Annotated in this window: 21 protein-coding genes and 1 pseudogene; 12 read left to right on the forward strand and 10 right to left on the reverse strand. The window is 68.2% G+C overall.

The features are described 5' to 3' along the window. Nucleotides 1-5: 5 nt before the first annotated feature. A complete protein-coding gene (locus tag ACFXMV_RS10215) occupies nucleotides 6-2,333 on the reverse strand; it encodes an arylsulfatase (RefSeq protein ID WP_378502945.1) in 2,328 nt (775 codons plus the stop codon). A gap of 103 nt (nucleotides 2,334-2,436) precedes the next feature. Here ACFXMV_RS10215 and ACFXMV_RS10220 point away from each other — a divergent pair, with 103 nt between their 5' ends. From ACFXMV_RS10220 to ACFXMV_RS10230, 3 genes are read left to right on the forward strand one after another with little or no spacing between them, the layout of a single operon-like run. Beyond that, nucleotides 2,437-2,886 carry a hypothetical protein gene (locus ACFXMV_RS10220; RefSeq protein WP_378502102.1) on the forward strand — a complete coding sequence of 150 codons (450 nt, stop codon included), beginning with the start codon at nucleotides 2,437-2,439 and terminating at the stop codon, nucleotides 2,884-2,886. A gap of 2 nt (nucleotides 2,887-2,888) precedes the next feature. Then, nucleotides 2,889-3,278 carry a VOC family protein gene (locus ACFXMV_RS10225; RefSeq protein WP_378502103.1) on the forward strand — a complete coding sequence of 130 codons (390 nt, stop codon included), beginning with the start codon at nucleotides 2,889-2,891 and terminating at the stop codon, nucleotides 3,276-3,278. 43 nt (nucleotides 3,279-3,321) lie between these two features. Continuing rightward, nucleotides 3,322-4,935, forward strand: coding sequence for an MFS transporter (locus ACFXMV_RS10230; RefSeq protein WP_378502963.1), 1,614 nt, complete (start codon nucleotides 3,322-3,324; stop codon nucleotides 4,933-4,935). A gap of 58 nt (nucleotides 4,936-4,993) precedes the next feature. On the opposite strand, the gene ACFXMV_RS10235 is transcribed toward ACFXMV_RS10230, so the two are convergent. From ACFXMV_RS10235 to ACFXMV_RS10255, 5 genes are all read right to left on the reverse strand, one after another. Further along, nucleotides 4,994-5,350 (reverse strand): hypothetical protein, encoded by a 357-nt coding sequence (locus ACFXMV_RS10235; RefSeq protein WP_378502110.1) that lies wholly within the window; start codon nucleotides 5,348-5,350, stop codon nucleotides 4,994-4,996. 2 nt (nucleotides 5,351-5,352) lie between these two features. Then, nucleotides 5,353-6,111, reverse strand: coding sequence for an ABC transporter ATP-binding protein (locus ACFXMV_RS10240; protein WP_378502946.1), 759 nt, complete (start codon nucleotides 6,109-6,111; stop codon nucleotides 5,353-5,355). Further along, the gene (locus tag ACFXMV_RS10245) at nucleotides 6,108-6,857 is read right to left on the reverse strand and encodes an ABC transporter ATP-binding protein (protein ID WP_378502947.1); all 750 of its coding nucleotides are present in this window, start codon (nucleotides 6,855-6,857) and stop codon (nucleotides 6,108-6,110) included. Before ACFXMV_RS10245 ends, ACFXMV_RS10240 begins: the two co-directional genes overlap by 4 nt. Beyond that, a complete protein-coding gene (locus ACFXMV_RS10250; protein ID WP_378501182.1) occupies nucleotides 6,844-9,201 on the reverse strand; it encodes an ABC transporter permease in 2,358 nt (785 codons plus the stop codon). Before ACFXMV_RS10250 ends, ACFXMV_RS10245 begins: the two co-directional genes overlap by 14 nt. Before the next feature lie 97 nt (nucleotides 9,202-9,298). After that, nucleotides 9,299-10,678, reverse strand: coding sequence for an ABC transporter substrate-binding protein (locus tag ACFXMV_RS10255; protein ID WP_378501184.1), 1,380 nt, complete (start codon nucleotides 10,676-10,678; stop codon nucleotides 9,299-9,301). A gap of 407 nt (nucleotides 10,679-11,085) precedes the next feature. On the opposite strand from ACFXMV_RS10255, the gene ACFXMV_RS10260 reads away from it, so the two are divergent. The 4 genes and pseudogenes from ACFXMV_RS10260 to ACFXMV_RS10275 all read left to right on the forward strand — a co-directional run. Beyond that, nucleotides 11,086-12,312: an anion permease gene (locus tag ACFXMV_RS10260; protein ID WP_378502948.1), complete on the forward strand. Its 1,227-nt coding sequence runs from the start codon at nucleotides 11,086-11,088 to the stop codon at nucleotides 12,310-12,312. Between the two features lie 13 nt (nucleotides 12,313-12,325). After that, nucleotides 12,326-12,598, forward strand: coding sequence for a hypothetical protein (locus ACFXMV_RS10265; protein ID WP_378499460.1), 273 nt, complete (start codon nucleotides 12,326-12,328; stop codon nucleotides 12,596-12,598). A gap of 57 nt (nucleotides 12,599-12,655) precedes the next feature. Further along, on the forward strand, nucleotides 12,656-12,952 hold the full coding sequence (locus ACFXMV_RS10270) for a DUF3349 domain-containing protein (protein ID WP_378499459.1): 297 nt from the start codon (nucleotides 12,656-12,658) through the stop codon (nucleotides 12,950-12,952). Between the two features lie 12 nt (nucleotides 12,953-12,964). Then, a pseudogene (locus ACFXMV_RS10275) lies at nucleotides 12,965-13,249 on the forward strand (DUF3349 domain-containing protein); the annotation flags it as partial. A 158-nt stretch (nucleotides 13,250-13,407) separates the two neighbouring features. On the opposite strand, the gene ACFXMV_RS10280 reads toward ACFXMV_RS10275, so the two are convergent. Continuing rightward, nucleotides 13,408-14,013, reverse strand: a complete 606-nt coding sequence (locus tag ACFXMV_RS10280) for a TetR/AcrR family transcriptional regulator (protein WP_378499458.1) — start codon at nucleotides 14,011-14,013, stop codon at nucleotides 13,408-13,410. 407 nt (nucleotides 14,014-14,420) lie between these two features. Between ACFXMV_RS10280 and ACFXMV_RS10285 the strand changes: the two genes are divergently transcribed. Beyond that, nucleotides 14,421-15,101 (forward strand): SGNH/GDSL hydrolase family protein, encoded by a 681-nt coding sequence (locus tag ACFXMV_RS10285; RefSeq protein ID WP_378499457.1) that lies wholly within the window; start codon nucleotides 14,421-14,423, stop codon nucleotides 15,099-15,101. Nucleotides 15,102-15,403: 302 nt separating this feature from the next. Here ACFXMV_RS10285 and ACFXMV_RS10290 read toward each other — a convergent pair whose 3' ends face one another. Continuing rightward, nucleotides 15,404-15,766, reverse strand: coding sequence for an HNH endonuclease (locus tag ACFXMV_RS10290; RefSeq protein WP_378502949.1), 363 nt, complete (start codon nucleotides 15,764-15,766; stop codon nucleotides 15,404-15,406). Further along, the gene (locus ACFXMV_RS10295; RefSeq protein WP_378502950.1) at nucleotides 15,763-16,965 is read right to left on the reverse strand and encodes a DUF222 domain-containing protein; all 1,203 of its coding nucleotides are present in this window, start codon (nucleotides 16,963-16,965) and stop codon (nucleotides 15,763-15,765) included. The genes ACFXMV_RS10290 and ACFXMV_RS10295 overlap by 4 nt, the downstream gene beginning before the upstream one ends. A 324-nt stretch (nucleotides 16,966-17,289) precedes the next feature. On the opposite strand from ACFXMV_RS10295, the gene ACFXMV_RS10300 reads away from it, so the two are divergent. Further along, nucleotides 17,290-18,258, forward strand: coding sequence for a hypothetical protein (locus ACFXMV_RS10300; RefSeq protein ID WP_378499454.1), 969 nt, complete (start codon nucleotides 17,290-17,292; stop codon nucleotides 18,256-18,258). Nucleotides 18,259-18,279: 21 nt separating this feature from the next. On the opposite strand, the gene ACFXMV_RS10305 is transcribed toward ACFXMV_RS10300, so the two are convergent. Further along, nucleotides 18,280-18,630 (reverse strand): DoxX family protein, encoded by a 351-nt coding sequence (locus tag ACFXMV_RS10305; protein ID WP_378499453.1) that lies wholly within the window; start codon nucleotides 18,628-18,630, stop codon nucleotides 18,280-18,282. 87 nt (nucleotides 18,631-18,717) lie between these two features. Between ACFXMV_RS10305 and ACFXMV_RS10310 the strand changes: the two genes are divergently transcribed. The 3 genes from ACFXMV_RS10310 to ACFXMV_RS10320 all read left to right on the forward strand — a co-directional run bounded on the left by ACFXMV_RS10310 (nucleotide 18,718) and on the right by ACFXMV_RS10320 (nucleotide 21,111). Further along, nucleotides 18,718-18,960, forward strand: a complete 243-nt coding sequence (locus ACFXMV_RS10310; protein WP_378499452.1) for a hypothetical protein — start codon at nucleotides 18,718-18,720, stop codon at nucleotides 18,958-18,960. A 38-nt stretch (nucleotides 18,961-18,998) separates the two neighbouring features. After that, nucleotides 18,999-20,138, forward strand: a complete 1,140-nt coding sequence (gene menE, locus ACFXMV_RS10315) for an o-succinylbenzoate--CoA ligase (RefSeq protein ID WP_378499463.1) — start codon at nucleotides 18,999-19,001, stop codon at nucleotides 20,136-20,138. Between the two features lie 103 nt (nucleotides 20,139-20,241). Next, nucleotides 20,242-21,111: a 1,4-dihydroxy-2-naphthoate polyprenyltransferase gene (locus ACFXMV_RS10320; RefSeq protein ID WP_378499451.1), complete on the forward strand. Its 870-nt coding sequence runs from the start codon at nucleotides 20,242-20,244 to the stop codon at nucleotides 21,109-21,111. The last annotated feature ends 6 nt before the right edge of the window (nucleotides 21,112-21,117 follow it).

The following is a 21,117-nucleotide window of genomic DNA, read 5'->3' on the forward strand; positions in this document are numbered from 1 at the left end:
CCGGTCTACGTGTACTCCACGGACACCCTCTCGATGTGGCCGTTGAATTGGAACGGCGCCCGGTCGCGGTAGTCCAGGGAGACCGGCGACCCGAGACAGGTCCCGATGTCGAGGCAGTCGTTCGCGGTGAACAGCAGCGGCGCGCTGATCGGAACCGTGCCCTCGGCGACCGTCGCCCCGTCGACGGCCAGCACCACCCGCAGCGGTCCGCCCATGCGCGCTTCGGTGTAGGTGGTGTCGACGGTGACCTTGTGGGTACCGGGCGGCAGCCGGTCGGCGGACCGGATCTTGGTGCGCATCAGGATGAACAGGTTGTACTCGTAGCAGAGGTACCCGTCGTCGACGAAGCAGGTGAGCCCGCCCGAGTTGGCCCCGAGCGCGTACAGGACGCCACTCGGATCCTCACGTGTCTCCAGCTCGATCGTCACCCGGTTGTCCTTGTTTCCCAGTGCGGGAGCACAGAATTCGGGCATCCGGGTGATGTCTCCGGAGAACTCCCACTTCCGGTACGGCGTCGCGATCCGCATCTCGGGATGTATGGCAGGCACCCATAGCCCGCCGCCGACCGGAAGCACCTCGTTCTTCGCCGCCTCGATGGCGAACAGCTCGCGCAGCTGCGCCAGCTTCTCGGGATGCTCGGCGGCGAGGTCGTGGTTCTGGGTCCAGTCCTCGTCCAGGTTGTAGAGCTCCCAGGCGTCGTCGTCCGGGCTCCATTCCCGGATCCCCGGCGGCAGTCCCACCGCCCACGGCGCCCGCGGCCCGAACGCCGACGCCATCCAGCCATTGTGATAAATCGCCCGGCTGCCCATGATCTCGAAGTACTGGGTAAGCTTGCCCGCCTTCGCATTCGGGTCCGTCAATGATTCGGCGAACCCGGCCCCGTCCATCGGGTCCTGGGGGAAACCGTTCACCGTTCGCGGCGGCGTGATCCCGACGATCTCGTACAGCGTGGGAACCACGTCGTTGCAGTGCAGGAAGTGACTGCGCGGCACCGGGTCCGATGCCACCTTCGCGGGCCATCGCACCACCATCGGGTTGCGGGTGCCGCCGAGGTGCGAGGCGAGCAGCTTCATGCCCTTGTACGGCGAGCTGCCCGCCCACCCCCACCCCGCGTGATACATGTTGTCCGTCTTGGGGGACCCGAGCGCGTCGAGACCGCCGAGCTCCTCGAGCGCCGCGATGTGCTGGGCCGGGGTGGTCGGGATGCCGTTCTGCGCGAGGAGTTCGCTGATGGTGCCGTTCTGCCCCTCGCCCGACGAACCGTTGTCGCCCCAGATGTACATGACGATGGTGTTCTCGCCGTAGCCGAGCCGATCCACCTCGTCGAGCAGCCTGCCCACCTGGACGTCGCAGTGCTCGGCGTAGCCGGCGGCCACCTCCATCAACCGCCGCTGGAAGGGCTTCTCCTCGTCCGGGATGTCGTCCCACGCCGCCATCGTCTCGTCACGCTCGGTCAGCTCCGCCTCCGGCGGGATCCAGCCCTTCTCCTTGGCACCGACGAAGGCCCGCTCCCGGTAGGCGTCCCAGCCGTCGTCGAACTTGCCCGCGTACCGGTCCGCCCACGGCTTCATCACGTGATGCGGCCCGTGCAGGCAACCGCTCGCCCAGTACATGAGGAAGGGCTTGTCGGCCTCGAACGCCTGGTGCCTGCGCAGCCAGCCGATCGCGTCGTCGGCCAGGTCCTCGCTGAGGTGGTAGCCCTGCTCGGGCGTCTTCGGCGGCAGCACCACCGTCGTGTTGCGGACCAGGTTCGGCTCGTACTGCGAGGCCTCCCCCGCCAGGAACCCGTAGAAGTACTCGAAACCCAGGCCGGTCGGCCAGTTGTCGAACGGACCGGCGGCGGTGGTCTCCTCGGCAGGGGTGTTGTGCCACTTGCCGAAGGCCGCGGTGTTGTAGCCGTAGTTCCGCAGCACCTCGGCGACGGTGGCGCTGGAGCGGGGGATGTGGCCGGAGTAGCCGTCCCAGTCGTTCGCCAGCTCGGCGATCTGGCCGTTGCCGACGCGGTGGTGGTTGCGACCGGTGAGCAGCGACGCTCGCGTCGGCGAGCACATCGCGGTGGTGTGAAAGCGGTTGTAGCCCACGCCCTCGCGCAGCACCTTCTCGAGGGTCGGGGTGTTCACCTCGCCGCCGAGGGCACTGGGCAGCCCGGGCCCGGCGTCGTCGATGAGCACGATGATGATGTTCGGCGCGTCCTCGTGCAGCCGCTTCGGCTTCTCGCGCGGGCTGTACACCGACTCCTGCATCGTCCGGCCTGCCACGCTGCCCGACGGCGTCGGCGGAAACGGCAGGGCGTCGCCGCCCGGAATCGGATCTGCGGTCACGGTCGAACTCATGAGCTCTGTCCTCTCGCCCCCCGGAGCGAACGGTCGAGCATCCGACCCCTCTACTTCAACACGTCGACCCGCGGCGCCGCAGCCGTTCGGGCACACTGAACGGATGGGCGTCGACCGCGAACAGCCTGCACCCGAGCACCGCCGACCGGCCGGTGTCACCGACGCCGAGGTCGCCGCAGCCGGGCGCGTTTCCGAGGCCCTCGAGACGGTCGAGCGGGCCCGCGGGCACCTGTACGGATTCCACCAGTTGATCGGACACGCGCACCTACAGCTCGTGGAGGCCGTCGAGATGCTCCGCGAGGCAGGCCACGGCGGGCTGGCCGACCGGTTGCAGGAAGAACTGGTCGGGCGCAACGTCCTGGCAGGCCGCTGGACCTTCCAGGTGGTGGAGGAGTTCGACGACGACTACTGGTCGGAGTTCCGCGAGCAAGAGCGGGCGGTGCGCGACGGCGTGCTCGGCGGACGCAGGCACCTCTACGAGGCAGAAATGAAACAGCACAGGCGAACGGCGGGCAGACCCGGCCACGAGGCACGGCCCGCAGAGCAGGAGTGAGCATGGAAATTCTCAGCAGTCGAACGATCCTGCGACCGGCCGACTACCCGACAACGCTTGCGTTCTATGCGGAGACCCTCGAGCTGGCGGTCGCGCGCGAATACCCGGGCGGCACCGTGTTCTTCGCCGGGCAGGGGTTGATCGAGGTCGCCGCCCACGGTGGGTCCGGCGTGAGCACCCGCTTCGACGGCGCCCTCTGGTTCCAGGTCCGCGACCTGACCGCCACCCAGACGGAGCTGGTGCTCAAGGGAGTGCAGATCATTCGGGAGGCGCGGCAGGAACCGTGGGGTCTGCACGAGATGTGGATCGCCGACCCCGACGGCGTCCCGATCGTGCTGGTGCAGATCCCCGCGGATCACCCGATTCGCAGGGACGGCCGCCCCGCGCCGTAGCAAATCCCCCCCTCGACAGCGAGGTCTGACGATGAACGCTGACATGCGGAACAAGTCCTCCGCCGAGAAGGGGAGCGGCCTCGTGCTCGCCGTGCTGGCCTCCGGTCAGTTCCTGATGACGCTGGACAGCTCCGTCATGAACGTCTCGATGGCCGCGGTGGCCGCCGACCTCGGCACCACGATCACCGGGATCCAGACCGCCATCACGCTGTACACCCTCGTCATGGCCACCCTGATGATCACCGGCGGCAAGGTGGGCACCATCCTGGGCAGGCGCCGAGCGTTCGGCATCGGTCTGGTCGTCTACGGGGCGGGGTCCCTCACCACGGCCCTGGCGCCCAACCTGGGTGTGCTGCTGATCGGCTGGTCGCTGCTGGAGGGGGTCGGAGCCGCGTTGATCATGCCCGCGATCGTCGCCCTGGTCGCGGCGAATTTTCCGCCTGCTCGTCGCGCCGCGGCGTACGGACTGGTGGCCGCCGCGGGTGCGATGGCCGTCGCGGCCGGGCCCCTGATCGGCGGCGCGGTCACCACGTTCGCGTCCTGGCGCTACGTCTTCCTCGGCGAGGTCGTCATCGTTGCGGCAATCCTGTTGGTGCTCAGGAGAGTCGAGGATTCGGCGCCGACGAGGGTGCACCTCGACCTGGTGGGCTCGGCGCTGTCGGTGCTGGGGTTGGGCATGCTGGTGTTCGGGGTGTTGCGCTCGAGCGAATGGGGCTGGATCAGGCCCACACCCGGCGGCACCGCGCTGCTGGGCGTGTCGGCAACCCTGTGGCTGATCCTCGGCGGGCTGCTGGTCGTCTACGCGTTCCTGCGCTGGGAAACCCACCTGGCCGATACCGGCGGCGAGCCGCTGCTCGATCCCCGACTGCTGCAGAACCGCAGGCTCAGCGGCGGCCTGACGATGTTCTTCGCGCAGTTCATGGTGCAGGCCGGGATCTTCTTCGCGGTCCCGCTGTTCCTCTCCGTCGTCCTCGAGCTCGACGCGCTGCAGACCGGGCTGCGACTGCTTCCCCTGTCGGTCGCACTCCTGCTCGCCGCCGCGGGCATTCCCAAGCTCTGGCCGCGCGCCGCTCCCCGTCGGGTGGTTCGCTGCGGCCTTGGTTCGATGATCGTCGGCATCCTGATACTCGTCGCCGGGCTGGACCCGGGCGCGAACGCCGCGATCGTCGCGGTCCCGATGCTGCTGATGGGGTTCGGGCTGGGCGCGTTGGCCTCTCAGCTCGGCGCCGTCACCGTCTCGTCGGTGCCGGATTCGCAGAGCGCCGAGGTCGGGGGGCTGCAGAACACGGCGACCAACCTCGGCGCCTCGCTTGGCACCGCACTGATCGGCGCGGTACTGATCACGACGTTGAGCACCGCTGCCCTCGCCGGGATCCAGGACAACCCCGACGTGCCCACCTCGGTGCAACAGCAGGCCACCACCGAACTGGCCGCCGGGGTCCCGTTCCTGTCCGACACCGAACTGCGCGAGGCGCTGGACGAGGCCGGCGTCACCGGGTCCTCCGCCGAGGCCGTTCTCGCGGTCAACGCTGATGCGCGGCTGGAGGCGCTGCGGGTGTCGTGCGCCCTCGCCGCGCTCCTCGCGGTCGGCGCGTTGTTCTTCACCGCGCGCATTCCCCGCGAACCTGTCGGGTCGGAGGGGCGGCCCGCGCCCTGACGCGCGGTCAGGCGTTCCCGCGAACTCACGCCCGCGGGAACGCCTGTCGGCCCAGGTCCTAGACCTTGCGCACGGCCTCGGCGATCTGATCGGCCTGCGCCTGGCCCTCGTACAGCTGACGCAGCAGCCAGAGCCGCAGCACCTTGGCGATGGCTCCGGCGAGATACAGCGCAGCCCCGATCACCGTGACGGCGAGCAGCGCCGTCGCCAGGATCTGGTACGAGGTGATGTTGCGCAGGTCGGACTGGGTGAGCGAGGACAGGTAGACGATGAACGTCGCCACCGCCCCGCCGATCATCAGCACCAGGCCGAGTACCCGGGCCGCGCCGTCGCCGCGCGACTGACCGGTCTTGAGCTTGAGCTCGGCAACGTCGTTCTTGAACTGTGCGCGACGCTCTTCCGCGAGTGCGGTCATCGTCATCCTCCTAGATAGCTTGTGGATAGTTCACGGTCGATTTCGTTCGGGTCCCCGGTCCGGACCACGCGGCCCTGCAGCATCAGCGCCGCCGACGTCGCGATCGGCAGCACCGCTCGGGCGAACTGCTCGGCGACCAGGATCGAGAGCCCCTCCCCCGCGAGCTGGGCGACGATGTCGTACATCTCGGTCACCACCCTGGGCGCGAGACCCATCGAGAGCTCGTCGAGCAGCAACACGGTGGGTTCGGTGCCGAGTGCACGGGACAGCGCGAGCATCTGCTGCTCGCCTCCGGACATCGAGCCGGCGAGCTGGCCGCGCCGCTTCCCGAGGATCGGGAAGCGTTGGTACGCGACCTCTTCGAGCGCCTTGAGGGTGGCCCCGGTGCCGGTCGCCACCCACAGGTTCTCGCGGACGGTGAGGTTCGGGAAGATGCCCCGGCCCTCGGGAACGGTGCAGATACCCAGCCGCGCGAGGTCGGCCGCGTCGACGCCGTTGACGACCCGGCCCGCGAGCCGGAATTCGCCGGATTCGACGGGCAGAATGCCGGAGCAGATCTTCAGCGTCGAGGTCTTGCCGCCGCCGTTGGGTCCGAGCAGCGCGACGACCGTACCGGGGTACAGGGCCAGGTCCACCCCGTGCAGTACCTCGATGGCGCCGTAGCCGGCCCGCACACCGACCAGTTCGAGCAGCGGTTCCTGCTGCGACTGGGCGGCATCCGGCGCCGCGGCGTGCCGAGGAGTGGTGACCGGTGCGTTCATGCCACCTCCTCCGTTCCGATGTAGGCCGCGATCACCGCGGGATCGTTCCGAATCTCTTCCGGGGTGCCGGACGCGATCAGCGCGCCGTAGTCCAGCACGTGGATCCGCGAGCACACCTTCATCACCAGCGGCAGATCGTGCTCGACGAGACAGATGCCGAGACCCTCCCCCGCCAGCCGGATCAGCATCGCGGCGAAATCCTCGGTCTCCTGCTCGGTCTGCCCGGAGGCGGGCTCGTCGAGCAGCAGGACCCGCGGGGAGGTCATCAGCGCGCGCGCCACCTCCACGACCCGGGCCCGGCCGGTCGGAATGTCGGAGACGTCTTTGTCTGCGACGTCCGTCAGGCCGGTCAGTTCGAGCAGTCGGTCGGTCTCCGCCTTCACGTCCACCTTGCCGCGGGTGCCCGCGCGGTGGATGTCGCCCGCCACCCGCAGGTTGTCCCGCACCGACAGCGACAGGAACAGCTCCAGTCGCTGGAAGGTGCGGGCCAACCCCAGATGTGCGCGCTTGTACGGCGCCTTCTTGGTGACGTCGACGCCGTCGATCAGCACCTGTCCGGCGGTGGGCTTCTGCAGCCCGGTGACCGTGTTGAACAGCGTGGTCTTGCCGGCACCGTTGGGGCCGATCAGCCCGGTGACCGCGCCTCGCCCGACCGCGATGCTGACGTCGCTGACTGCGACGTGGCCACCGAATCGCACAGTGACACCACGCGTTTCGAGCAGCGGGGTTGCCTCAGGAGACTGCATTGACGGTCAACTCCTTCACCGATTCGGTCTCGGACTGGGACTCGGACTCGGACTCGGTGCCCGACTGCGCCTGCGCCGTGGCTGCGTTACCCGTGACCGGGTGACCCGCAGCGGGCACCACCGGCCCGCTCGGCAGACCGAGCTCGCGGTCGAGACGATCGCGGCCCTCCTCGGTGTACGGCTCGTCGATGCCGACCAGCTCGGGCGGCGTGGTGCGCCGTCGGGCGACCTCCTCGGCCCCGAGTACCGCCGTCGGCATGAGCATTTCGCCGACGACCGGCAGCGCGAACACCGTGACGATGGTCAGCGAGGCGAACCACCAGTTGCCCAGGACCCCGGTCAGCGCCAGCACGTAGAGGACCGCGACGAACGCCGCGCCCCCGATCAGCACCGGCTTGGCGTCGCGCAGCTTGCGGTAGCCCTCGATCACCTGATGCACGCTGCCGCTGGGGTTGTGGCCGACACCGATACCGATCAGCGCCGGGCTCACCGCGGCGATGTTGCCCAACAGCAGGTACAGGCCCTCTAGCTCCGGCTGCGCCTTCGCCAGGTTGGTGAACGAGACCATGATGATCGAGAAGCCGACGCCTGCCATCACGCCGCCGAAGAGGGCGCCGCTGACGTAGCCGATGCCCGCGACCACCGTCAGCATCAGCAGCGACAGGCTGATGATGATGGTGAAGCTGTCGCCGGAGACCGCGCCCAACGCGCTCGACATCAGGATGCCGCCGAGGCCTGCGATACCCGCCGAGATCATGAACACGCTCAGCTTCAGTTTGACGAGGTTCTGGCCGAGCATCGCCGAGGCTGCCGGGCTGTCCTTCATCGCCGCCAGCCGTCGGCCGTATCCGCTGTTGCGCAGGGCCACGACGGCGACGCCGAGGATCGAGAACAGCACGGTCGCCGTCATCAGGAAGGTGGTCTCGTTGCCCAGGTCCAGCGGGCCGATCTGCAGCGGCGGGATCACCAGCGAACCGCCGGTGAACAGGGAGAACTTCACACCGAACAGCTCGTGCTCGGTCGTGTCGCGCAGCACCATGTTGCTCAGGAACACGCCGAACGCCATCGTCGCCAGCGCGAGATACAGCCCCCGCAGACGCAGCGCGGGCAGAGCGACCAGGCCACCGACCAGCGCGGCCACCAGCACGCCGAGCACCACTCCGACGATCGTCAGGCGCTGTGCGAGTCCGGAGCCAGAGATACCGAAGTGATAGACCACGATCGTCGCGACCGCACCGAATGACAGTGGGGCCAGGTTCATCTCGCCTGCGTAGCCGGTGAGCACGGTCAGCGACAGCGCGACGATGGCGAAGCACATGCCGATGGTGAGGGTGGTGATCGCGGACTCGACCATCAGCAACCGGATCAGGTAGACGATCACGACAAGGGCCGCTCCCCACGCGACCGCCTTGCGGACGCTGGGCACGTGGTAACGCTCACGGGTGCGGACGGCGGCGCCGCGCAGGCGGTCCTGCGGCAGCACGATCAGCACCACGAACAGCGCGATCATCGGCAGCGAGACCCGCAGGTTCGAGGTCCACGTCCAGGTCGACGGTCCGTACCCGAGCAGGTAGGTGCCGGCCAGACCGAGCACGATCGCGCCGACGAAGGTGCGCGGGATGCTGCGCAGCCGGCCGAACATCGCGGCCGCGAACGCGTCGATCACCAACAGCGTCAACAGGTTCGCCTCGAGGGTGCCGCCGCTGATCGGGGTGACCAGGATGCCGGCGAGCACCGCGAGCATGGAGCTCAGCGCCCACGAGAAGCCGGCGATGCGCTCCGGGTTGTGCCCGTTCAGGCGCAGCAGATCCGGGTCGTCGACGACGCCGCGCATTGTCGCGCCCATCCGGGTGCGGGTGAACAGCAGGCGCAGTCCGACGGCGATGGCGATCGCCGCGACGAGACAGATGATCTCGTGCAGGTGCACGGTCGCGCCGAGGAAGGAGAACTTGGCGTCGTCACCGAAGAACATCCGCAGGGTGCGGGGGTCCTCCGGGTGCCAGAACCACTGCGACAGGAACAGCATCCCGAGCATGATCGAGACGGTGACGACGATCTTGGTCACCTCCGCGGTGTCCCGCAGACCCCGCATGATCAGGAAGTACAGAGCCAGGCCCATCAGCGGGCCGAACACGCCGAGCGCCAACAGCAGCGCGATCGGGGCGGGCAGGTTCCAGCCGTAGCGGAGCTGCCAGTAGAAGAACGCGCCGAGCATGGCCTGCGCGCCGTGGGCGAAGTTGAAGATCCCCGAGGTGTTGTAGGTGAGCACCAGCCCGGAGGCTGCGATCGCGTACACGGCACCGAGCACCAGGCCCAGGATCGTGAACGTCACGAAAGTGTCCATGTGAGAAACCCTCTGTCTTGAGAGATGCGGCGGTGCCGCGGTGGTGCGCCCGTGGAGTCCGGGGACTCGGTGGGCGCACCACCGCGGCGCAGCGGCCTTAGGCCTTGGGCTTGATCACGTTCGGGTTGAGGTACTTGGTCGAGACCCGGTCGGGTCCGAGCTCGGTGCCCCAGGTCGACGGGTCCGTCTTGATCAGGTAGCTGTCATTGCACTCGAACTCACCGGAGGTGCTGGGGAACGCCTGCGTGTACTCGGCGCCCTTGAGCGAGACCATCAGGCCGCACTTGGCCGGCATGTTCTTGCCCGGGTCGGTGACCGCGTGCAGTCCGCCGCCGTCCCACTCGTGGATCTGGGAGAGCTCGTCGATCATGCACTGACGGGTCAGGTCCGAACCGCACTCCTTGGCCGCGGTCGCCCACAGCAGGAACGAGGAGGTGGACTGCATGCCGAGCAGCGCGGTCTTGCCGCCCTGCTCCGCGACCAGGTCCACGTACTTCTGGACTGCCGGGACCTTGTCGGCGTTCTCGAGCATCTGGAAGGTCATGTCGGCGTTCAGGTTGTCGAGAATCCCGGAGTCCTTGTTGAACTGCTGCGCGGAGTTTCCGTACCAGGTGGCCTCACCGAAGATGATCGGGTCGATACCGACCTGGTCGACCGCCTTGAAGAAGTTGAACTCGTTCGGCACCGGCGAGCGCGAGGTCCACAGACCCTTGACGCCGCACTCCTTGTACTTCTCCGCGAACGCGACGTAGCTGGGCTCGCCCTGGTAGTTCAGGGTGACGCCGCAGTCCTTGAGCTTGAAGCCTGCCGCCTCGGCCATCGAACGAGTCTTCGCCAGCGAGGTGATGATCGTCGGCATCGTCGACCCGACCAGATCGAAGTCGTTCAGCAGGTCGGGATGCATCTCCGCCATCTGGAACCAGGCGGCGCCGTTGGCGTAGTCCACGGGGAAGGGCACGCCCTGGTAGGTCATCGGGCCGCTGGCCGCGTCGGGCGAGACCGTGAAGCCGGGGACGGCAGCCATGTTGCAGGCCACGCGGGTCTGCTCAGCGGTCTGGTCCATCGCGAAGCCGTGGCCGACCATCATGAACTGGGACGCGCACGCCTCCTGCATGACCGTGTTGGCCTGCGTCATCGCCGCGTCGTAGTCGGTGCCGACGATCTTTCGGCCGTTGATGCCGCCCTGCTCGTTACACCAGTCGATCATCGCGGAGACGGCGTCGGACATCTCCTTGTTCAGGCCCGGGCTCTGCGCGTAGCCGCGGTCGTCGCCGTAGCCGATCTTGATCTCGGTGTCGCTGACGCCCTGATCGGTCGCGCCCTTCGCGTCGCCGTCCCCGCACGGCGAGTCCAGGGTGCCGAACGACCCCTCCGACGTGGCAGCCTGCGAATCGCCGGACCCGCTTCCGCCAGTCGATCCGCCGACCGCTTCTCCGGCGCGGTCGGTGGCACACGCGGACACCAGTGCGGCCGACATGGCCAACGCTGCCACGAGGCGGGCTGTGTTCTTTCGTTTCACGATCGGTGTCTCCTTCTCGGCTACCCGGGACCGGGCAGATTCCGTGGGGTCGAACTGCGAGCGCGCTTTCCTCCCACCCGGCCGGGGGTGTGCGATCTGCGTCACTCGATGCCGGGACGGTAATCAGCCGCGCGGGCCGCAATTTGCTGTGTCCCGGTCAGTGAGACCGGCCGGTGAGCTTCGCCACATTTCGTTCGCTTCTGAGACGATTCACACGCCGGTCGCCTCGATGCGGGCAGTGCCCCGGAATGGCCGCGAACCACCGGGACCTGGCCGGACCGGCTCCGAGGCGGTGTGCTGGAAAGCACGCGCGAACAGCGGGTACAGACTCGACTTTTACGCGTTCGTAACGGAGGATCAAGGCCGTGAACGCGGAACTCATCGTTCTTCTTGTCGTAGTTGTCACAGCCCTCGGGTTCGACTTCACCAACGGCTTCCATGACACCGGCAACGCGATGGCGACGTCGATTGCGACCGGGGCACTCAAACCCAAAGTCGCGGTTGCGCTTTCCGCAATCCTCAACCTGGTGGGCGCGTTCCTCTCAGTGGAGGTCGCGGCCACCGTCGCCAAGGGCATCGTCAATCTGGGCGAAGTGAGCGGCGAGGCGCTGCTCATCATCGTGTTCGCAGGACTCGTCGGTGGCATCATCTGGAACCTGGCGACGTGGTTGCTCGGCATTCCCTCGAGCTCCTCGCACGCCCTATTCGGCGGCCTCATCGGTGCGGCCATCGCCGGGCTCGGAATGAACGGCGTGGAGTGGTCCGGCGTGCTGAGCAAGGTGATCATTCCGGCCCTCCTGGCGCCGGTCGTCGCGGGACTCGTCGCCGCCACCGGCACCTGGCTGATCTACCGGATCACCAGTGGCGTGCGCGACAAGACCAAGGAGTCCGGCTTCCGGCTCGGCCAGGTCGGCTCCGCGTCGCTGGTGTCCCTGGCGCACGGCACCAACGACGCGCAGAAGACGATGGGCGTGATCTTTCTGGCCCTGGTCGCGCACGGCACGATCAACGCCGACGCCGACATGCCGTTCTGGGTGAAGCTGACATGTGCGCTGGCGATCGCGCTCGGCACCTATCTCGGCGGCTGGCGCGTCATCCGGACCCTTGGCAAGGGCCTGGTGGAGATCGCGGCGCCGCAGGGCATGGCCGCCGAGGCGTCCTCGGCTGCGATCATCCTCACCTCCAGTCACCTGGGGCTCCCCCTGTCCACCACGCATGTGGCCACCGGCTCGATCCTGGGCACCGGCGTCGGTCGCCGCGGCGCCGACGTGCGCTGGGGTGTCGCGGGCCGGATGGCGGTCGCCTGGCTGATCACCCTCCCGTCGGCGGGCCTGGTCGGCGCCGCCTGCTGGGCCATCGCGCACCTGATCGGTGGGCTGCCCGGCGTGCTGGTGGTGTTCGCGATCCTGCTCATGATGGCGGGCTGGATGTACGCCCGCTCGCGCAGGCAGCCGATCGACCCGAGCAACGTCAACGCGGACTGGGACGGCGGACTGATTCCCGCCGAGCACATTCCGGGACCGCCCGCGCCGCCGACCGCCGCGCCTGCGCCTGCTCCGGCGCCCACCCCGAGCAACAACGTGAAGGCCTGAGGAAATCGCGGACATGGATCTTCTTTCGAAAACCGTCGATTCGCTGTGGCAGGTCATCGCGGTCGGGCTGCTGCTCGGCGCCGGTCTACCCGCGATTTTCGCGCTGGGCCTGCGGGCACTCGACTCCGGCGGCACCACCGACTCGACGACCACCGCCACCCGTAAGCCACTTGCCATGATTGCGGCGGCGACGTGTTTCGCCGTGGTGGTCGTCGCGATCATCGCGGGGATCCTGTTCGTCATGCAGGGTTTCCTCAGCCACACATTCAACATCGAAATCTTCTAGCGTCGGCCCACGAGTCGAGAGGCAACATTCGTGACCTCATCCAAACCGTCATTCCCGATGTCCGTCCTGAAGTGGCTGCGGGCCGGGTACCCGCAGGGCATCCCGCCGAAGGACCGCATCCCGCTGGTGGCCTTGCTGCACCGCAAGCTGACCGCCGAGCAGATCAAGGACGTGGCCGTCGCATTCGCCGAATCGCGGGACGAGAACCATGACCCGACCGTCACCCGCACCGAGATCGGCGAGCTGATCGAACACATCACCCACGAGGCGCCGTCGGATGACGACATCGCCCGGGTCAGGTCGGTGCTCGCCGCGGCCGGTTGGCCGCTTGCGGATCCCGGCGACGAGCCGTAAAGGATCACGTCCGTGGCCCTTCCACCGTTCCTCACCTCGATACTCGGATGGCTACGCGCCGGGTATCCCAATGGCGTGCCCGAACAGGACTACATCCCGTTGATCGCGCTGCTTCGCAGGCGTCTGTCCGACGAGGAAGTCCACGCGGTCACCGACGCGCTGGTCGAGCAGTTCCCGCCGCCGATCGACAAGATCGACATCCAGGTGCTCATCACCAAGGTCACCGACGAGATGCCGATCGAGTCCGACGTGGAACGGGTGCGTGCACACCTCGCCGCCGGTGGCTGGCCGCTCGCCGACGAGCCCGGTGCCGGGCAGGACGGCACGGCGATCCTGCGCACGCTCGACCGGGAGGCCGCGGGCGAGGTCGCGGGCGAAGACCGGGCCGCAGGAGAAGACCGGACCGCCGGGGACGTCGGGGCGCGGGCGGACGATGACACACCGCCGGAGTCCGACTAACCGAGCAGCCCGTCGATGATCGCGCGGGCCATCGGGACCGCCTCCGACTCCCCCATCCGCAGCGCCGTGTTGACCGAACTGAGCAGCGCGTCGATCTCGAACGCCAGCGCTGCAGCGTCCCTCCCCTGCGCAGCGCCCTGCTCCTGGGCGCGACGGAGTTCGCGGGTGAGCAGGTCGCGCCAGTCGCGCTGATCGGCCGCGATCGCGTCGCGGACCGGTCCGGGCCTGCTGTCGAACTCCGATACCGTCGCACCTCGGAAGCAACCTCCCGGGAACACCGGCGCGGACACGAAGTCGAACCAGCGGTCGATCAGTTTCCGTAGCCGCGGCAGGCCACGCGGCACCTTCAAACTCGGCTGGACGACGTGCTCGATGAACACCTCGCGAGCGGCCTGCACTGCGGCCACCTGCAGGTTCTCCTTGGTGCCGAACAGCGTCGCGACGCCACTCTTGCTCAGCCCGAGATCGGTGGCGAGCCTGCCGATGGTCAGACCGGTCAGCCCCTCGACCGATGCGACATCCGCCGCGTGCCGGGCGATCGACGCGCGTGCCAGCGCCCCCTTGATCAGCCGCTGGTCTGAGGTCTGTGCCGTATCCACCACCGGTCCATCCTCCCACGAGATCTTGCCAAATTGAACGAACGGTCGTACGTTGACTATCTACACGAACGATCGTACGTCTTCTTTCGATTGGTCACCACCGCACCGGTCGACGGCTCCGAAAGGGAATCCAGCATGACTGAGGTCTCCGAGCAGACGCAGCACCCTCCGGGTCCGCATTTCTCCCGACTTCCGCTCCTGATCGCTTGCAGCGCAACGTTTGTCGCCTTCCTCGGCCTCTCCGTCGTCAACATCGTCTTCCCCACGATCGCGACACTGCGGTCGGCCACCCTGCGCTCACAAGGCGTCCACCCTCCGCCAACCTTCAACCCTCCGCCAACCTTCAACCCACCGAGAGCCGTCAACCCACCGATGAGCCGTCAATCCACCGAGACCAAGGGGAAGTAACGATGAATCACAACGACATTCGGAGCGAGGCCACGGACCCGATGTGCCTCGACCCCACCGAGGCTCGCAGCCTGCTGATCGACGTACCCTGGTCGCGATACGCCGTCATGGGCGACTCGATAGCGGAAGGCATCGGCGATCCCAGCCCCGGCTATGCGAACACCCCATGGGCGGATCGCGTTGCGGCCGTGATGAAGTCAACACAACCGGATCCTGCCTACCTGAACACCGGGCGGATGGGCGCCACCAGTGCGCAGGTGCTCGACGAGCAACTGCAGACCGTGCTCGATTTTGGACCGGACCTGGTGCACATCACCTTCGGCGCCAACGACCTGTGGATGCCGAACGCCGACACCGACGCGATGGCCCGCAACCTCGAGACCGCATTCGCCGCGGTACACCGAAGTGGCGCACAGATCTCGACGCTGGCGCTTGCGGATGTGTTCGTCGGCAGACGGATGCAGCCGATGCGCGAACGAATCACGCACCTCAACGACGTCACGCGAACGCTCGCCGCCAGGTATGACGCGATTCTGGTGGACATGTGGGAGCACCCGCTCAGGTTGCGTCCGGACCTGATGAGCGCGGACCGGATCCATTTCGCGATGACCGGGCACGCAGTGCTGGCCACGGAGATGATCCGGGCGCTACACGACCGCGCGGCGCGAACGGTGCGCGCCTGAGGTGCGAGCGGTCCGGGTTGCCGAAACGAGTAGGCGGCCACCCGACCGCTCGCCCGAGCGCCGCCGATGCGTGCCGCAGGGGCACCACGCGCACGCGCTGCTCCATGCCCACTCGTCCGGGATCTGTGGGCAAACCGGCCATCCACGACAAACGACCAGGTAGCCGCGGGGGATCCTGACCGGCTCGTAAGGGGACTCATCCGCCCCGGCAGTTTCTGTGCGCACATGAGGGCCTCGCGCACGACTGCGGCGGGCGTGTGTGGTCCTGCCACCTTGGCGGTTTCGTGCTTCGGACTTGAAACCTACGGCACCTCGTCGTTTCCGTCGACTCCTTCCGACCCTCGCCCGTCGTGCCGCTTCGTTTGTTCGCGGCGCGCTTGTGCGTCGGCTTCCCTGCGGGCGTGGGCTTTTCGGCGGGCGCGGTCGAGGAGTTCTTTCGGGTGGTGTCGGTGGTTGATGCGGGGTTTCTGCTCGGGGTCGATGTGCGGCGGGGGGATCCACTCGGTGCGGCCGGCGTACTCGGTGCCGTCGGGGGCGGTGCGGGTCTTCCAGCCGCCGGGCCCGTCCTTGACCATCGCGTGGCAGCAGTCGCAGGCCAAGGTGAGCTCGTCGATATCGGTCTTGCCGCCTTTGGAATAGTCCCGCTTATGGTGGCCCGCGGTCATCGTGGCCGGCGCGCTGCAGCCCGGTCCGGTGCAGCCGCCCTCCGCGGCGATGAGCGCGAGACGCTGATCGGCGGTCGCGAGGCGCTTCGTCCGTCCGAGGTGCAGCGGTCGGCCGTTGTGATCGATCCCCCAAGCACTTCGTGCAGGGAGGTGCCCCCAAGCACAAGCACCGGGTGCGACTTCTCGGCCAGCTTCAGCGCGTCGCGAATCGGGAGGATCCCACCGGACGCGGTCGTCGCGACCCCCGTCGCGTGTTCGAGCTGGTCGAGGGTCATGGTGATGATCGCCGTCACCGGCAACCCGCGGTGGGACCCGAGCACCCCGGAGCCGAGAAGCGCACGCAGCGCTTCCTTGAACGCGTCGTGGTTGCGTTGCGCGGCGGGGCGGGTGTCACGGCCCGCCGCCGCAGCCAACGCCTCCCTGTCGACGCTGGGATGCTCGGCATCACCGGTCGGGGACTGCGGGTCGTCGGGATTGTTCATCCCCGGCCGCGCCCACTTCGCCAAGATCGGCTCGAACAACGCCCGCGTCTCCGGGTCGAGATGCCCGGAGATCGGCGTCATGAGGTCCTTGTCCTGGCGGCCGAACCGGATCCCGCGCAGGCGTCTGCGGTCCTTGGCGTCGGTCAGGTTGCCGTCCGGATTCAGATACGCGAGCAGATTTTGGCCTGCGTTCTCAACATCCTCGGGGGTGGCCGAACGTGCGAGTTCCGCCAGGATCTGTTCCGCCGCCTCGACGTCAGCGGAGGGCACCGAATGCGGGATCTTCCGGATCACATCGCGCACCGCCCGGCAATGATCCCGACCGATGTCGCCGTCGCGTTGCGCCGCGGCGGTTTCGGGCAGATCCGCGGGCAGCGGCTGCCCGGACAGGGCATGCCAGGTGCCCAACGATTTCGCCGCGGTCACCCGCGCGGACGCGTCGGCCGCGGAGATCCGCAGCACCCCGATCAGCAGCTTGTTGACCGTCTTGTGGCCCAGCTTGCCCGGCAAGGAACGTTCGACCGTTTCCACGATCAACTTGTGCCCGACCGCCGAGGCCTGACGCAGCGATGTCTCCAACCGGCGCATCGTGTCGGTCAGGTCGGCGTCGGCGAGTCCGGTCAGGTCCGCATCGCACAGTCCCTCGACGGCGTCGGCGATCGCGGCCAGGTGTCCTTGCACCTGCCCCGCGACCCCGAAACCATCGGTCGAACTCATGTTCGAAGTCTACCGCCGGGGTCCGACAAGTAGTCCGGCCTGACACGTGCGACTCTTCAGTCCGAGGTGGCGGGGTTTTGACGGCGCTACGTACCGCCGATGCCGCGGGCGCTGCGCTCAGTGGCTGGCCTCACCGGGCATGGGTGCATACAGACCGCGCCATCTGGCCGAGCTGGGGCCGCCCCAGCTCGGACCCCGATACTGTCCGCCAACTCCCTGCGCCACGCCCGGTAGCGTTCGGTCGGGTTCCGAGCCTCGGACAACCCCGGGTTGAAGGGACAGCGAAGCGTGCAGGCACGACGAGGTCGGGGTCCGAGAGTCCTTGTGGCAGTATCGGTAATCGTCGTTCTCGCCGCTGCGGCGATCGGAGTGTGGATGATCGGGTCCAGGGACACTTCCTCCGCCGCCGGCGACGAGATGAACCATCCCGCGGCGGGCGCTCAACCCGGCGAGGCATGTGCCCCTGGCTCCACCCATGGGGATGCGCGCGAACTCACCGGCACATCGGAGCGTTTGACGTACGTCGTGCAGAAGGCGGCGGAGTTGCTGCGAATCCACGGAGCCGCGTGGGGACCGCAGGTGGCTATCGGTACCGAACTGTCCGTCAGTGAGGCCTTCGCGCAAGCCGGGTTGGTTCCGGGTGACGCGACGGTCGTGGAGACGGAATGGCTTCGTCAGGCACAGCGGGACGGCGTGTACAACGATCCGAATCGGTCACTCGAGACGGTGGTTCAGCACATCGAGACGACCACGATCACTGACGCCGACCTCCGCGAACATCTGGGTCCGAACTGGCAGGCAATAATCGATGAGGTCGCAAACGTCGCGGCCACCGGGTTCGACGAGTACGTCGCCCAGGTTCGTATGTCCCCGCCGATGAGGGCCGCCAATGCCCTCGACATACGTTCACAGTTACGGGAAGACGCCATCGCGTCCGGCCTTCACGCGCAATGGGACCGATCCCAGGAACTGGTCGGCGTCTATTTTCAGCAGTGCACCACCGATGCGGCGATCCGGCGTGAGTCCGAGGTTCCTGTCGGTGAATACGGCCAGGAGTGGGATCTTGCGGAGGCGTTGGTCCGTGACGCGGTGGCCGCTGCGTTCTTCGCGGATTCGGTCGGCGACGATCGCGTGCGGATCGAGGTACTGGAACGGGGACTGCGATTCGTCCAGACCCCCGACGAGTTCGATCAGGACGAGTCGCTGACCCGATCGGTGCAGCCGAATGAGAACCTGCACCCGGACGATGCCGCGCTACTCGAGCTGGAAGAACCCTTCCTCGACGACGAGTGATCCGGCGGGGCACCTGTCTGGTCACATGGAGGCGACGCGGAGCACCAACGCGGCGACCCCGGCCAGGCACAGCACGACCGGCGGCACGATCGCGAAGTCACGCGCGCGCAGGTGCATGACGACGGCACCGACGAAGTACAGGACCACCCCGAGCGCGGCCGCGATTCCGATCGTCGGGATCGCAAGCCCGACAACCAATCCCACCGCGCCCGCGAACTTGGCCAGAGCGAGGCGGGTCAGCCAGGAGTCCGGCACCCCCAGTTTGGCCAGGGTGCCGACCAAGCGCTCATCGCGGGTGAACGCAAGGTAGGCCGAACCCGCCAGCGCCAGAGCGAGGACGACGGCCACGACCGCGTAGGCAGCGAACATCATCAACTCCAATGATCAAAATCGAACGATCATTTACCTGCACCAATCATATCCATCGCTGGATAATCAGGCCGCTGCTACGGTGACGGGATGGCAGCGGCACAGGTCAACAGCCTGGAGGGCGAGGGCCTGGCCGAACGCCGCCGCGACCCGGCCGATCGTCGGCGTCACATCGTGGAGATCACCGAGGCGGGCGCGACGGCACTGCAGAAGGTCGACGCCGCACTGAACGAGGCGGAACGCGAGATGTTCTCGACATTCTCCGAACGCGACCTCTCCTCACTGAGGACCATGCTCGAGCGGGTCGAGGCGACGTCCGGGCAACGCAAGTGACGCGAAGGGCAGAGTCCGTGACCGGGGTACTGCAGACCCTGTCCATCCCGTCCGGAGCCGGCGCCGCCGAGGCGCTCCGCCATCTCGAAGGCGCGCTAGCCGGCGACGGCCCGGCCCTGCTCCCGGTGCCCGCCGCCGACGACCGCGAGATCCGTCGACTGACCGAGGCTCTGCGCCCTGGCGAACCCATCGACGAATCGATCGCCCTTGTCGTGGCGACGTCGGGAACCACCGGGATCCCCAAGGGCGCCATGCTGACTGCCGCTGCCCTGCGCGCCAGCGGCGAGGCCACACATGCCCGACTGGGCGGTCCGGGGTCGTGGCTGCTGGCGCTCCCCGCACACCACATCGCGGGAATCCAGGTGCTGCTGCGCGGGCTGCTCGCCGGCACCGAACCCGTGATAGTCGATGTCGCAACGGGATTCGACCCCGCTCTGCTGCCCGTCGCCGTCGCGGCGATGACCGGGCCGCGCCGCTACACGTCGCTGGTGCCGACCCAGCTGATCAAGGCGCTCGATCACCCCGCCGCGACCACCGCGCTCGCCGAACTCGACGCGGTACTGCTCGGCGGCGCGGCCACCCCGGCGCCGGTGCTCGAGCGGGCACGCACGGCGGGCATCACCGTCGTCCGCACCTACGGGATGAGCGAGACCTGCGGCGGCTGCGTGTATGACGGGGTACCGCTCGACGGGGTGCGGGTGCGGATCGAGGATTCCCGCGTGCTGCTGGGCGGACCCGTGCTGGCCTCGGGCTACCGCGGACTGCCCGACCATCCGGCGTTCGCCGAGACGGGCTGGTTCCGCACCGACGACGCCGGCCTCCTGTCGGACGGCGTGCTGTCGATCAGCGGCCGGCTCGACGAGGCGATCTCGACCGGCGGGCTGACGGTCGTCCCGCAGGTGGTGGAGGCAGCGCTGGCGTCCCATCCCGCAGTGGCCGAGTGCGCGGTGTTCGGATTGCCCGACACGCGACTCGGTCAGCGGGTCGCCGCTGCGGTGGTACCCGCCGCGGGCACCCGGCCCACCCTCGATGAACTGCGCCTACACGTCGGGTCCGCGTTGGACGCGACGGCCGCGCCACGGGAACTGCACCTGGTCGACGCACTGCCGCTACGCGGGCCAGGCAAGGTGGACCGCCGGGCGCTGGCTGCGCAGTTCACTCGCCGCGCAACGACATAGCGGCAATACGTCCAAGGTCGGGCGCACCGAACCCGCGGAAGCGGACCTGTCGATGGGGGCGGTGGGCCACATGCGGATTGCGGGTAGGTGCAAGGATCGCTTCATGGCTTCTGTCTCGCAGTGGATCGAGGGTGCCCGACCGCGCACCCTGCCGAACGCGGTCGCCCCGGTGCTGGTCGGTACCGGCGCGGCGGCCTCCCTCGACGGCGCGGTGTGGTGGAAGGCGCTGCTGGCGCTGGTCGTCTCGGTGGCGCTCATCGTCGGCGTGAACTACGCCAACGACTACTCAGACGGGATCCGGGGCACCGACGACGTCCGGGTCGGGCCACTGCGGCTGGTCGGATCGAAGCTGGCCTCGCCCACCGCCGTGAAGCGCGCGGCCTTCGCGTGTTTCGGGCTGGCAGGCGTCGTCGGGGTGGTGCTCGCGCTGACCTCCGCCTGGTGGCTGATCCTGGTCGGCGCGCTGTGCATCGCGGGGGCCTGGTACTACACCGGCGGCAGGAATCCGTACGGCTACAGCGGGTTCGGTGAGGTCGCGGTGTTCGTCTTCTTCGGCCTGATCGCCGTGCTCGGCACCCAGTTCGTGCAGGCCGAGCGGATCGACTGGGCAGGCGCGGTCGCGGCCGTCGCGGTCGGGTCGTTCTCCAGCGCGGTACTGGTGGCGAACAACCTGCGCGACATCCCGACCGACACCGAGTCCGGCAAGAACACGCTCGCGGTGCGACTCGGCGACCGGGGCACCCGCACGCTGCACCTGGTGCTGCTGGTGGTGCCGTTCGTGGTGACGCTGATCCTCGTGGCCCGCACCCCGTGGGCGCTGGTCGGGATGCTCGCACTTCCGTTGGCGGTCAAGGCCAATGCCCCGGTCCGCTCCGGTGGGCAAGGGCTGGCCCTGATCCCGGCGCTGGCCGGGACCGGGCTGGCGATGCTGGTGTGGGGCGCGAGCACCGCGTTGGCGCTCGGCCTGGGCTGAGCGGAG

Origin of the sequence: Rhodococcus sp. NPDC059179 (assembly GCF_042754885.1) — a bacterium.
Classification (GTDB): domain Bacteria; phylum Actinomycetota; class Actinomycetes; order Mycobacteriales; family Mycobacteriaceae; genus Rhodococcus_G.